This window comes from Massilia oculi (assembly GCF_003143515.1).
GTDB lineage: Bacteria > Pseudomonadota > Gammaproteobacteria > Burkholderiales > Burkholderiaceae_D > Telluria > Telluria oculi.
Genome location: NZ_CP029343.1, coordinates 5,488,905 through 5,501,435, shown reverse-complemented (window position 1 = coordinate 5,501,435; position 12,531 = coordinate 5,488,905). Strand labels below are relative to the sequence as shown.

The window sequence follows — 12,531 nt, the reverse complement described above, 5'->3', positions numbered from 1 at the left end:
GGAGCGCGATCCCATGCAAGCGACTCCGAACGACGCCCTGATCGTCCTCGACATCGGCAAGACGAACGTCAAGCTGGCCCTGGTCGATGCTGCCGGGCGGCTGCTGGCCGAACGGCGCCGGCCCAATGCGATCCGGCACGATGGTCCCTATCCGCATCACGACACCGACGGCATCTGGGACTGGATGCTGGCGACGTGCCGCGCCTTCTCCGGCCAGGCGCGGGTGACGGCGATCGTTCCAGTCACCCACGGCGCCACCGCCGCCCTGGTCGACGACGACGGTCTGGTGCTGCCGGTGCTCGACTACGAGACGGCGCTGCCGGGTCTCGACTACGCCGCGCTGCGGCCCGCCTATGCGCAGACCTATTCACCGCTGCTGCCGGCGGGCCTGAACCTGGGCCGCCAGCTGGCCTGGCTGCAGCAACAACACCCGGATGCCTTCGCGCGGGCGCGCCACATCCTGATGTACCCGCAGTACTGGGCCTGGCGCCTGTGCGGCGTGGCCGCCGGCGAAGCGACCTCGCTCGGCTGCCATACCGATCTATGGGATCCGGTGCGCCAGGACTATTCGTCGCTGGTGAGGCGCATGGGCTGGGAAGCGCAACTGCCGCCGCTCGCGCCGGCCTCGGCCTCGCTCGGCGTGCTGCGTCCCGAGGTAGCACAAGCCACCGGGCTGGCGCCATCCTGCGAAGTCCTGTGCGGCATCCACGACAGCAATGCCTCGCTGCTGCGCCACCTGAGCCGCGATGGCGCCACCTCGCCACGTACTGTGCTTTCGACGGGCACCTGGCTGATCGCGGCCGCCTTCGGCGCCAGCCTGGATGGCCTGCGCGAAGACGCCGACATGCTGGCCAATACCAACGCCCTCGGCCAGCCGGTGGCCTGCATGCGCTTCATGGGCGGGCGTGAATTCGGCGCGCTGGCCGGCGACCAGCCAGGCACGTGTTCATTCGAACAGCTCGAACGGCTGATCGCGCGCGGCACGATGGCGCTGCCCTGCTTCGCCGACGGCGGCGGCCCTTTCGCAGGCCAGGCAGGCCGCATCGATGGCCCGCCCCCGCCGACGTCGGCGAACGCTTCGCGCTCGCCACGCTGTACTGCGTCCTGATGACCGACTACTGCCTGGACGCGCTCGGCGCGCGCGGCTCGATCACCGTCGAAGGCGCCTTCACCGCCAATCCCTGGTTCGGTCCCCTGTTGGCCAGCTTGCGTCCCCACCAGGCCCTGGCCTACTCCGACGACGCCAGCGGCACCACCTGCGGCGGCTGGCTCCTGCGCTACCGCGACGCCACCCCAAGCGCCCAACACCACCCCAAGCCGCCGCGCACCGTCGCCGGCCTCTCCGCCTACCGCACCGCCTGGCGCGCCGCACTCGCCGCAACCATCCCGCAACTATCCCACGCCCAATAACCCAACAAGTAGGGTCAGAGTAAAATTATTTGCCAATTGATTTACTGAAGTTGGCAAACAATTCGACACTGACCCTACTTACTGACCCTATTTACTGACCCTATTTACTGACCCTATTTATTGGTTGGATAGGAACCGCTATTTCTGGGGCGGCTCGTCCTGGCCATTCATGATGTCGAGGGGGACGCCGCCGCGGGTAGTGCGCAGGGCGACAAGCTTGACGGGTTCCAGGGCGTTGTCGGGGCGGCCGTCGGTTGTCACTGCGAGCGCTATCGTGTTTTCGCCGTTCGGGTTGAGGATGCCCGGCGGGATGACGAAGGTGCGTTGGGGGCCGATGTGGGCGATGAACTGGCCCATGTTCCAGCCGTTGACGAAGATTAGCGCGCGGTTGTCGCGGTCGGAGCGTGGCTTGGCGGTGTCGCCGAAGGCCAGGGCCAGCTGGACGTCGTGGTCGCGCGGCAGGTCGAGCCTGAATTGCGTGCGCAGCCAGTAGGTGCCGGCGGCTGGTGGGGCGTCAGTCTGACGCGTGGACTGCCAACCCCGGGATGGGGTGGAAGGCAGGTGCCAGCCGGCGCGCTCGCCATACAGGCCGCCGTTGTTCATCGGGCCGCGCACGCGGTCGACCAGCTCCTCGCCGCCCCGGCGGCCCTGGATGCGCCAGGCGATCGGCGTGCCGAAGCGCTGGCCGCCACGGCGCGTCAGCGAGGCCGAGATCAGGCCGCGCGCCTCGCGGTGGAAGTCGTCCGCCATCAGGTTCCAGTTATGGCCATTGTTGCGCACCATGACCGCGATCACGTGCTCGCCCGGCGGCAGCTTGCCCAGGTCGAGCTTGACGCTGTCGGTCGTCTCCGGGAACGAGCGGCCGGTGTCCAGCTCGTGCTGGCCGACAAAGCGGCCATCGATCCACACCTGGATCATGCCGGCGCCACCGGCTCCGTAGAACAGCTCAAGCTGGTTGGCCTTCGGATCGGTGCTGGTGAAGCGGCCGCGATACCACACGTCGCCGTGATGGAAACCGTAGTCGCTCATCGCCAGCGTTGGCTGGCCCCGTTCGGGCATGGTCCAGGTCTGGGCCGCCGACGGACGCCGGTCGGCCTGCACCCAGGCGCTGTCGTCGAAGCGCGGCGCCGCCTCCAGGCTGTCCATGCGCCGGGTCCAGGTCAGGCGCGCCAGGTCCGGCACGCGCACCGCCGCCGGTCCCTTCAGGCCAGCGGCGCGCATGCTGCCACCGGGCTGGCGCGTGAGCGCGAGAGGCTGGCCATTGAAGCTGGCGGTCTCGAACGCCGGGCCCCAGATCTCGATGGCGCCATCCTGGTCGACGTCGCCCGTCATGGCAAGCAGACCGCCGGCGAGCCGCGCCGATCGCACCAGGGCCGGCGTCAGCTGCAGGGCGCGTCCAGCCCCGGTGTCCTCGGTCCAGAACTGCATGCTGGTCGGTTCATCCGCCAGCAGGAGCAGCATCGGGGCACGCCCGCCGCCCGAGATGCGTACCCGCGCCAGGCCTTCGTGCACGTAGTTCAGCACCAGGTCGCCCTTCGCCGCATCCCAGCGCGACTGCACCCGCCCCGCCGGCACCTCGACCGTCGGCGCGCCGGCGTAGCGCAGCACGGTCTCGCCCTCCAGGCCATCGCGCCCATGCAGCAGGACGATGTCGCGCTCGCCGTCGCGCAGGTGCGTCTGCAGCTCGGAGGTCGAATACACCAGGCGCTGGCGTTCCATGTCGTAGGACGCCAGCAGCATGCGCGCGTCCTGGCCGCGCAGCAGCGACGCGATCGTGTACTCGCCGTCGCGCGTGGCCAGCCTGACGCTGAAGCGCTCCTCGCCCTTGCCATCAACGGGGTTGTGGGCGGCGAACACCACGTGGGTGCCCAGGCGCTTGTTGATGTTGTGGTAGACCTTGACCTTGCCCTCCGCCGGCGCCAGCGGCGGCCCCTTGTCCATCTCGGCCAGCACGGCCTCTGCAGCTTGCACGAACATGCCCTGCTGCTTGAGCGCGTAGGCCTTGGGACGCAGGCCGCGGTCTTCCGCAATCGCCGCGCCGTAGTCGTACGAGGTGTAGACCACCGGGCCCGCGAGCCACCCCCAGGACGTGCCGCCAAAGGTCATGTAAACGTTGTGGATCGTGATCCGGTTGATCAGGTTGGTGCCGTAGAAGACCCGCTGGTAGCCCTTGCCCTGGCGCTCGGCGGTGCAGACATAGGTGCCGTTCGAGCCCCAGTAGTCGAACCAGCCGCCGCCCAGTTCCGCCGCGAAGCCCGGCGTGGCGGGCGAAGACAGCGCGCCCGCACGCGGGCCCGGCGCGCCATAGATGCCCCAGTCGGGCGCCTTGTTGGCGCCCGCGGGACTGGCGTGCACGTCGCAGCTGCCGCCCGGGTAGCCATCGAAGGCGTAGATGTCGGTCGGGCCGGGATTGGCCCACGCCGCGCTCGAGCCCTTCGGCGTCCAGTCGGGCAGGCGCCCGGCGGCATTGTGGAAGAACGGCACCGTGATGCCGTCGCGGCGCGCCTTGCGCGCCAGGTGCTCCATCTGGCGCACGTGCTTGGGCTCCACCTTGCCCAGCTCGTTCTCGAGCTGGTAGGCGATCACGTTGCCGCCGCCGTCGGTAACCTGGTGGCGCGCGATGATCGCATTGATCTGGGTCATCCACTCGTCCACCGCCGCCAGGTACACCGGATCGTCGGTGCGCGCCTCGCCGCGGTTGCGGAACATCCAGCCGGGATAGCCGCCGCCGGTGAGTTCCGAATTGATGTAAGGACCGGTGCGCGCGATGATGTACATGCCCTCCTCTTTCGCGATCTGCAGCGCACGCTCGACGTTGCGGATGCCCGAGAAATCGTAGACGCCCGGCGCCGGCGAGTGATAGCCCCAATCGAAATAGAAGGCCACGCCATTGAAGCCCAGCGCCTTCATCTTCTGCATCACGTCGCGCCACAGGGCCGGATTCGGCAAGCGGAACGGGTGGATCTCGCCCGACCACACCACCACCCGCTTGCCGTCGATCTTGAGCGAGTACTGGTCCCAGCTCACCTTGCGCGGCGGTCCGTGGGGAGTGGATATGCTGGCCAGCGCCTTGTCATCGGCCGCCAGCGCGCCGAATCCGGACGCCATCGCGGCGGTGCCGGTCAGGCGCCGCCGTTCGCTCCAGCTGCGGCCCCCATCGAGGCTGTCGGCGTGCCATGCGCGCCGGTCGGCGTCGACACCATACAGGCGCAGGGCCTGGCCATGACGCACCAGGGCCGCCGCCGTCATGCCGGCGCCGAGCTCGTCGAGGGTAGCGTCGATCTTCCACGGGCCGGCCAGGGCGCCGGCGCGCGCCAGCACCAGCCGGCCGTCCTGCTGGCGCGCCACCGCCAGATAGCCTGCGCCATCGCCCAGCACAACCGCCTCGAGGTGGCCGGCCAGCCCTTCCAGCCGCCGTGGCGCAGACCAGTTGTCCATGTGCGCGTCCGGCGCGACGACCTGGATGCCTCCGGCGCTCGCGAGCACCAGCTTGAGCGCGCCGTCAGGCTCGCGCACCCAGCCAGGCTTGCCGGCCTGGACCGCGCCGCCCAGTGGAAGGTCGCGCACGAACTCCCAGCGGCGCAGGTCCTGCGAGCGGGCCAGGCCGATGCCGCCCGCGCCGTTCGCATACGCCAGGTAATAGCGACCGTCGGCGTGCTGCGCCAGCGCCGGATCGCGCAGGGCGCCGGATGGCGGCGTCCAGGTCTCGGAAGCCAGCGAGGTGAAATCGGCGCCGTCGCGCGAGACCAGGATGCTCAGCGCGTTGGCCGCGCCGGCCGTCAGCGCCGGCATCAGGACCACCTGGTCGGCGTTCTTCGCCGCTTCGGCGGCGTCACGCGCCGCCTCCACGCCCGAACCCTGGGGAATGCCGAGTTCCTGGGCCGACGCGAGCCCTGCCGACCACAGGGCGGCGCAAGCCACCATCGGGTGATACCACTTCATGCCACACTCCTTTGCTGCAAATCGTTACCCTGAACGTCAATATTCCTCATTGATTCCCTGCCTCCCTGTCGGCGACCGGTTCGCCAAAGTCCGGCATGCCGTCGGCGCGCCAGCCAATCGCCTGTGCGCGCGTGTGGCGATTCGGGTCGCGCAGCGGCTCGCCGGCGATGTCGCGGTAGTTGCGCGCATGGTAGACCAGGATATCGGTCTTGCCGTCCGGGCTGGTGGTGAAGCTGTTGTGTCCCGGTCCATACTGGCCAGTCTTTTCGCTGCTGCGCAGGACGGGTTGCGGCGACTTGGTCCACGAGGCCGGATCGAGCAGGTCGGCATCCTCCTGCGCCCACAGCAGGCCGAGCGCATAGCTGGCGTCGGTGGCGCTGGCCGAATACGTCATCAGCACGCGGCCATTCCTGACCAGCACCGCCGGCGCTTCGTTGACCCAATGACCGAGCCTTTCCCAGTCATGTTCGGGCCGTGTCAGCAGCACCGCCGGCTGGCGGATCGCCAGCGGCCCGTCCATCTTCGCCAGGTAGATATTGGTGCCCTTGCTGCCATCCGGCGCGACCTGGGTCCATGAGAGGTAGCGCTGGCCGCGGTGCGCAAAGGTGGTGGCGTCGAGGGCGAAACTCTCCCAGCCGGTCCTGAGCTGCCCGCGCTCGATCCATTCGCCATCGAAAGGATTTTCTGCGCTGTTCTCCAGCACGTACAACCGGATCTCCCACACCTTGTCGGCGCGCCCGGCGCTGAAGTACAGATACCACTTGCCGTCGATGCGGTGCAGCTCGGGCGCCCAGATATGGGCGCCCATCTCGCCGCTGGCGTGCTTGCGCCAGACGACCTTCGCCTCGGCCTTGCCGAGTGCGTCGAGGCTGCGCGCGCGGCGCAGCTCAATGCGGTCGTACTCGGGTACGGTGGCGGTGAGGTAGTACCAGCCGTCCGGATGCAGGGTGACATGGGGATCGGCGCGCTGGCGCACCAACGGGTTGGCGAATCCGGCGTCTGGCTCGGATGCGGGCGGCGCCTGACAGCCAGCCAGAGCCAGCCACATGCACAGGACCGGCAGAGCAATGAACTTCATGGTGTCCTCTCCAGCGAAAAAGCCAGCCACCCATCAAGGGCGGCTGGCTGCAGACATCGGGAGCGACATCAGATCTTGACGCCCAGGGTCAGGAAGTAGCGGCGTCCCGACCATGCCAGTTCATTGATCCGGAACGGGTCGCCCGCATCGCTGCGCTGCACTTCGTCGGTCAGGTTCTTGCCCTCCAGTGCAAGCGACACCCGGTCGTTGAAGCGCCACTGGATCTTCGCATCCAGGAAGCCGGTCTTTTCCTGGAACACCGGGTTGCCCGAGACGTCATTGGCGCCGGTAAAGAAGCGGTCGCGGTAGGTATAGGCCAGGCGCGCATTGACCGGCCCCTGGTCATACCACAGCGACAGGTTATAGGCGGTTTTCGACATGCCCGGATATGGCAGCACGGTGTCGTCGAGCAGGTTCAGGCGCTCCTTGCCCGGCGCGTACTTGTAGTCCATGCGGGTATAGTTGGCGTCGACGCCGAAGCCGCTCAGCCAGCCCGGCAGGAAGGTCAGCGCGGTGCGGCCGGCCAGCTCGATGCCCTTGGTGGTGGCGCCCTCGCCGTTGACGGCCTGGGTGACGTTGAAACGCTGGCCATTCTTGAACAGGTCGACGTCGCGGGTCAGCACGCGTTCGATCACGTAGCTCGAGATGTCCTTCTCGAACACGGCCAGCGACAGCTGGCTGTCCGGGGTCGGGTAGTACTCGAGGCTGAAGTCCGTGTTGGTCGAGCGGTAGGGCTTCAGGTCCGGATTGCCGGCGGTGCAGGTATCGACGCCTTCGCCGCCGAACTGCGGATTGCCGCTGCCCAGGACGCAGGTGGCGTTCGGCGCCAGCAGGTCCATGCGCGGGCGCGCCATCGCCTTGGCCCAGCCGACGCGGGCGAGGAACTTGTTGTCGATGAACCAGAAGGCGCCGTTGAAGCTCGGCAGCCAGTCGTGGTAGGTGTTGTCGACCGTGACCACGCCGTTGCTCACGACGACGTCGGTGTAGGTCGTGGAGCCGGGGGACGTCTCGGTACGCACCGAGTAGCGCTGCAAGCCCGAGGACTTGTTGTCGGTGCGGGTATAACGCATGCCGATGTTGCCGTCGACCTCGTAACCGAACAACTGGGTGGCCCAGTCCAGGCGCAGATAGGTGGCGGCAATCTTCTCTTCCACGCCGAAGGCCGGAATCTGCGGATAGGTGTTGCCGTCGCTCCCAGGCGAGTTATACAGGTAGTCGTGGTTGAAAGCCGAGGTGTCGAAGAATGGCAAGGCATTCGCGAACACCGGCGACATCCAGCCGGACGGCATGCCCTTGATGTCCCCGAGGCCACCGAAGAAGGTGCCGGGCGAGCGGCCGCTGACGGCGCTGATCAGTTGCGCCATCTGGGCCGCGTTGATGTAACGGGTCGAGAAGCCCGAGTTGATGAAGGACTGGGCGTCGTTCGGACGCTGCGCGCCGCCGGTATAGAACGGGTCGTAGATCGCCGTCTGGTTGATGTTGGCGCCGCGAACGTTGATGTCGTCGGCGGTCGAAGCGGGATTGGCGCCGCTGCTGGCGAGGTAGCCGCCGCCGTTGTACTGGGTCGATTCGGCCTTGCGGGCCTGGGCGCCGAACCACAGCTTGGTGAAGAACGGCGTGGTCAAGCGGTAGCGCAGGTCGACCTTGGCCTGGTCCTCCTGGTTCTTGGTCTCGCTGGGGCGATACTGGAGCTGGGCCTGGACGTAGGAGGCTGGATCGTCCGGGCTGTAGCCGGCCGGGAAGGTAAAGCGCGGCAAGCCCTGGTCGTCCAGGGTCACCTTCAGCCCCGGCGCATTCTGGGTCAGCGCGATATTGTTGCTGTCGCTGTCGTAATGCGAGCGCGAGGTGCCGAACAGGCCTTCGACCTCGAGGCGGTCGCGCTTGTACAGGAAGCCCGAGGTGGCGTAGCGCGAATCGATGTCGAGCTGGAAGTCGCGCGCCGACGTGCCGAAGGCGCCCTGCCCGCCGCGGCCCGCGGCGTACAGGCAGTTGCCGACAGTGTAGGAGGTGACGTGGTGGTTGGTGATCACCATATCGTCGGGCGTCGTGGACGCCGGGAGGCAGGTGCCGGCAGTGGTCGGTACGCCGGTGGCCGGGTTGTAGACCGGCGCCTGGCCGGGGTTCGCCAGCCGATTCGCATCCGGGAAGTCGGTGCCGAAGTTGCGGTCGTTCAGGCGCTGGCGCTGGGTATTGGCCTGGTAGCTCACCCAGGCGTTGAAGTTCTTGCTGAACTCGTACTGCGCCGTGACCTCGCCCGACGAGCGCTTGTGGTCGCGGGTCCAGATGCCGTAGCGCGCAATGCCCGGCGAGTAGTCGAACCATTGGCGACGGCAGGCGTCGGCCTGGGCGGTCGTCAGGCCTGCGGTGGAGCACCCGCCCGCATCGCCGATCGCGGCCAGGCGCGGATCGGTGCTGACCACGGTCTTCTCGGGCGACTTGTCCCAGTCCTGGATGAAGCGCCACGATGTATTGCGCGCATAGTCGTTGCGGGTATGGACCTCGTCATAGACGAAGTTGGCCATCAGACCCAGCTTGCCGCCCATGTACTTGTCCGCCATGTACAGGTTGCCGCGCGGCTGGACGCCGCCTCGCGAGGTCGCGTGTTCGGCCGAGATGCTGGTGCCGATGGTCGGCTCCTTGAAGTCGAGCGGCTTGCGCGTCTTGATCGACACCGAGCCGCCGACGCCGCCTTCGGTCATGTCGGCAGTGATGCCTTTATAGACGTCGATCGAGCCGATCAGCTCCGATGCCAGCTCGCGCAACTCGGCGCCGCGACCTGCCGTACCGCTCGTGTTCAGCACCGACATGCCGTTGATCTCGATGCGGTTCAGGTCCGGCTCGACGCCGCGGATCGAGATCTGCGAGCCTTCGCCGAAGTCACGCGACAGCTGCACGCCGGTCACGCGCGACAGGGCCTCGCCGACGTTCTTGTCGGGGAACTGGCCGATGTCTTCGGCCACGATGGAATCGGATACGGTACTCGCGCGCAGCTTGCGGTCGATGGCCGAGGCCACCGAGCGCCGCGTGCCGGCGATGTGGACCACCGCTGGCGCGGTCTCGGCGTCGCTGATGGTGGCTGGCGGCGCGCTGGCCGAAGGCGTGCTGGAAGGTACGGTGCGGGCGGCTTCCTGCGCCAGCGCGCCGTGCGCGGCCAGGATGGCAATCACTGCGGCCACCGCACGCGCGCAGCGGGTCGGGTACAGCACTTGCGTGCGTGTCGTTGCATGGTTCATCGGTTGTCGTCTCCAAGGGCTCTGTTTTAGATGTACTGCTCGGCCTTGAAAACATTCTATGTGCGTACAGTCGCTTGATCCCGTATTACACCGAAAGAATCATGCACCTGATCGAATGAGGCAGATCCAACCGGGATTCGCTCAAGCGCTTGAGCGATTCCCGGGATGTGCGTGATGCGCAAGCCGCACTGGCCGCGTCAAGGCAGCGCGTAGAACCGGGCCTCCACGTTCGACAGCTGCGAGCGCGCGACCTGCCGCGCGAAAGGACCAGGAGAGTGGTGACCACGTCGCATTGGCCGCCGTGGCCTGGGCTCCATGAATGCAGCCCATCGACCTTCGCACCGCGGTCAACAGGGCGGCCAAGGCCGATGCGGGGCGACCCAGGTAGGTTTCCATCCGTCGACGCCGTCGCAGCCAAGGCAGGAGTGCGCCAGCGCCCGCAGTGTTCAGCATCCGGCCATGCGCGTGGCGGCTGGCCGCCAATCACTCAACATCGTGACCGATCGCACCGCCCGGATTGACGAGCGCGCCGATTCATCCGGTAATGACGCTCCTGACGTGCTTCATCCACCAGTATCGACATCATGAGCAAACCATTCAAATGCATCCCTATGACCGGCGCGGGCGCATGGACGAAACGAGCCAGCGGGCCGACGCCGGCATGCCGCCGCGCGCCGACGGTTTTCCGGGCCTGTCGAAGGCCTGGGGCGAGAACCTGTCGCGTCACTACTAGGACCGCTGCGGGGTGGAGACCGTCTGCATCCGCATCGGCTACTGCTTGCCCGCGCCGGTCACCCACCGCCAGATGGTCACCTGGCTCGGCCTGGAAGACCTGGTCGGACTGCTGCGGCGGGCGCTGGTGACGCGGCGCGTCGTCCACACCATCGCCTTCGGCGTATCCGACAACACGGGGCGCAGGTCGCGGAAAACCGAATCATTACAAAGGCAATCGCAATGCATGAATCGAAAGGAATCGACAATAAAAACTTTCGAAGCCCTTCGAACTTGTCTTTTTTCTTTCATTAATCGCCAGTTCGAGCAGCCCGGACACCCGGAAACGAAAGTTCTGCGGTACTATCGCTGAGCTGGCGCGATGACGCACCACAGCAGCGGCGACGGTCTGGCAAGCGAGGCCGCGCCCGACCGATAACCACGACCGGGACATGAGACCCCGGCGGCATAGAGACATCGACCAATGACCCCATTCACCACGCTCGACACGTTTGTCTTCCTGGTCTACTTCGTGGCCATCTCGGCCTACGGCATCTGGATCTACTGGCGCAAGAAGCGCAGCAGCGGCAAGGCCACCCACGACTTCTTCCTCGCCGAGGGTTCCCTCACCTGGTGGGCAATCGGCGCCTCGCTGATCGCCTCGAACATCTCGGCCGAGCAGTTCATCGGCATGAGCGGCTCCGGCTACCGCATCGGCATGGCCATCGCCGTCTATGAATTGATGGCGGCAGTGACCCTCGTGATCGTGGCCGTGTTCTTCATGCCGGTCTACCTCAAGAACCGCATCTACACGATGCCGCAATTCCTCGAGCAGCGTTACGGCAAGGCGGTGGCCACCACCATGGCCGTGTTCTGGCTGGGCCTCTACGTGGTGGTGAACCTCACCGCCATCCTCTACCTCGGCGCGCTGGCGATCAGCAGCATCGCCGGCCTGGACGTGATGGCCTGCATGCTGTTCCTGGCGGTGTTCGCCACCGTGATCACGCTGGGCGGCATGAAGGTGATCGGCTACACCGACGTGGTGCAGGTGCTGTGCCTCGTGATCGGCGGCCTGGTCACCACCTGGATCGCCCTCGACCTGGTGGCGGCGCTGGCCGGCGGCCAGGGCGCCCTGCGCGGCATGAGCGAGCTGTACCTGCGCGCCGGCGAGCATTTCGACATGGTGCTTTCGCGCGACAATCCGAGCTATATGGACTTGCCTGGCATGTCGACCATCATCGGCGGCATGCTGATCGTGAACCTGAACTACTGGGGCTGCAACCAGTACATCATCCAGCGCGCCCTCGGCGCGGACCTGCATACCGCGCGCAAGGGCCTGCTGTTCGCCGCCTTCCTGAAACTCCTGATGCCGGTCATCGTGGTCTTGCCGGGCATCGCCGCCTATGCGCTCGACCGTTCGGGCACGCTGGGCGACGCCATGCGTCCGAACGGCGAACTCAATCCGGACCGCGCCTATCCGACCCTGCTCGCCCTGCTCCCGGCCGGGATCAAGGGCCTGGCCTTCGCGGCCCTGACGGCGGCCGTGGTGGCCTCGCTGGCCGGCAAGGCCAACAGCATCGCCACCATCTTCACGCTCGACATCTACAACAAGCACTTCAACCGCGAAGCCAGCGAGCAGAAGATGGTGTGGATCGGCCGGGTGTCGGTAGTGGTCTCGATGGCCATCGCCGTGCTGCTGGCGCCACTGATGGGCATCGACAAGAAAGGCGGCTTCCAGTACATCCAGGAATACACCGGCTTCGTCTCGCCCGGCATCCTGGCGATGTTCCTGCTCGGCTTCTACTGGCGCAAGACCACGGCGGCGGCGGCGATGTTCGCCACCATCGGCGGCCTGGTGTTCTCGGTGTTCCTGAAATTCCTGCCGCTGGCGATCGACCTGTCGTTCCTGGCGCCGATCGGCTTCGCGGTCGACAACGGCGCCGGCGTCTACGAGATCCCCTTCCTCGACCGCATGCTGATCGTGTTCATCATGGTCGTCATCGGCATGGTGGTGATGAGCAAGATGGCAGAGCAGGACGGCACGCTCAAACGCATGCACATCGACCGCTCGCTGTTCCGTGTCGATGGCGGCTTCGCGCTGGGCTCGGCCGTGATCTGCGTGCTGCTGGTCGCCATCTATGGCCTCGGATGGTAAGC

General features: G+C 66.9%; 8 protein-coding genes. 5 read left to right on the top strand and 3 right to left on the bottom strand.

What is annotated here, in order from left to right:
- Nucleotides 1-13 precede the first annotated feature (13 nt).
- Both DIR46_RS24655 and DIR46_RS27460 read left to right on the top strand, forming a co-directional pair.
- Nucleotides 14-1,108, top strand: coding sequence for an FGGY-family carbohydrate kinase (locus tag DIR46_RS24655; protein ID WP_229446396.1), 1,095 nt, complete (start codon nt 14-16; stop codon nt 1,106-1,108).
- Complete coding sequence (locus tag DIR46_RS27460) at nt 1,108-1,410, top strand: hypothetical protein (RefSeq protein WP_229446395.1); 303 nt, start codon at nt 1,108-1,110, stop codon at nt 1,408-1,410. Before DIR46_RS24655 ends, DIR46_RS27460 begins: the two co-directional genes overlap by 1 nt.
- 138 nt (nt 1,411-1,548) lie before the next feature.
- Here DIR46_RS27460 and DIR46_RS24650 read toward each other — a convergent pair whose 3' ends face one another.
- From DIR46_RS24650 to DIR46_RS24640, 3 genes are all read right to left on the bottom strand, one after another.
- Entirely contained in the window at nt 1,549-5,352 is a 3,804-nt protein-coding gene (locus DIR46_RS24650; RefSeq protein ID WP_109347589.1) for a beta-galactosidase, read from the bottom strand.
- A gap of 46 nt (nt 5,353-5,398) precedes the next feature.
- Nucleotides 5,399-6,430: a glycoside hydrolase family 43 protein gene (locus DIR46_RS24645; RefSeq protein WP_109347588.1), complete on the bottom strand. Its 1,032-nt coding sequence runs from the start codon at nt 6,428-6,430 to the stop codon at nt 5,399-5,401.
- A gap of 68 nt (nt 6,431-6,498) precedes the next feature.
- Nucleotides 6,499-9,663 carry a TonB-dependent receptor gene (locus tag DIR46_RS24640; RefSeq protein WP_109347587.1) on the bottom strand — a complete coding sequence of 1,055 codons (3,165 nt, stop codon included), beginning with the start codon at nt 9,661-9,663 and terminating at the stop codon, nt 6,499-6,501.
- Nucleotides 9,664-10,264: 601 nt separating this feature from the next.
- Here DIR46_RS24640 and DIR46_RS27655 point away from each other — a divergent pair.
- The 3 genes from DIR46_RS27655 (at nt 10,265) to DIR46_RS24635 (ending at nt 12,529) form a co-directional block, all read left to right on the top strand.
- Nucleotides 10,265-10,396, top strand: coding sequence for a hypothetical protein (locus DIR46_RS27655; protein WP_282433164.1), 132 nt, complete (start codon nt 10,265-10,267; stop codon nt 10,394-10,396).
- Nucleotides 10,397-10,408: 12 nt separating this feature from the next.
- Nucleotides 10,409-10,747, top strand: a complete 339-nt coding sequence (locus DIR46_RS26840; protein WP_162819630.1) for a hypothetical protein — start codon at nt 10,409-10,411, stop codon at nt 10,745-10,747.
- Nucleotides 10,748-10,858: 111 nt separating this feature from the next.
- Entirely contained in the window at nt 10,859-12,529 is a 1,671-nt protein-coding gene (locus DIR46_RS24635; RefSeq protein WP_109347586.1) for a sodium:solute symporter family transporter, read from the top strand.
- Nucleotides 12,530-12,531: the final 2 nt, after the last annotated feature.

Bases quoted from the DNA above. Each gene is read 5' to 3' on its own strand.
- DIR46_RS27460 (WP_229446395.1), top strand. From the start codon at position 1,108: ATGACCGACTACTGCCTGGACGCGCTCGGCGCGCGCGGCTCGATCACC.
- DIR46_RS24635 (WP_109347586.1), top strand. From the start codon at position 10,859: ATGACCCCATTCACCACGCTCGACACGTTTGTCTTCCTGGTCTACTTC.
- DIR46_RS27655 (WP_282433164.1), top strand. From the start codon at position 10,265: ATGCATCCCTATGACCGGCGCGGGCGCATGGACGAAACGAGCCAGCGG.
- DIR46_RS24645 (WP_109347588.1), bottom strand. From the start codon at position 6,430: ATGAAGTTCATTGCTCTGCCGGTCCTGTGCATGTGGCTGGCTCTGGCT.
- DIR46_RS24650 (WP_109347589.1), bottom strand. From the start codon at position 5,352: ATGAAGTGGTATCACCCGATGGTGGCTTGCGCCGCCCTGTGGTCGGCA.
- DIR46_RS24640 (WP_109347587.1), bottom strand. From the start codon at position 9,663: ATGAACCATGCAACGACACGCACGCAAGTGCTGTACCCGACCCGCTGC.
- DIR46_RS24655 (WP_229446396.1), top strand. From the start codon at position 14: ATGCAAGCGACTCCGAACGACGCCCTGATCGTCCTCGACATCGGCAAG.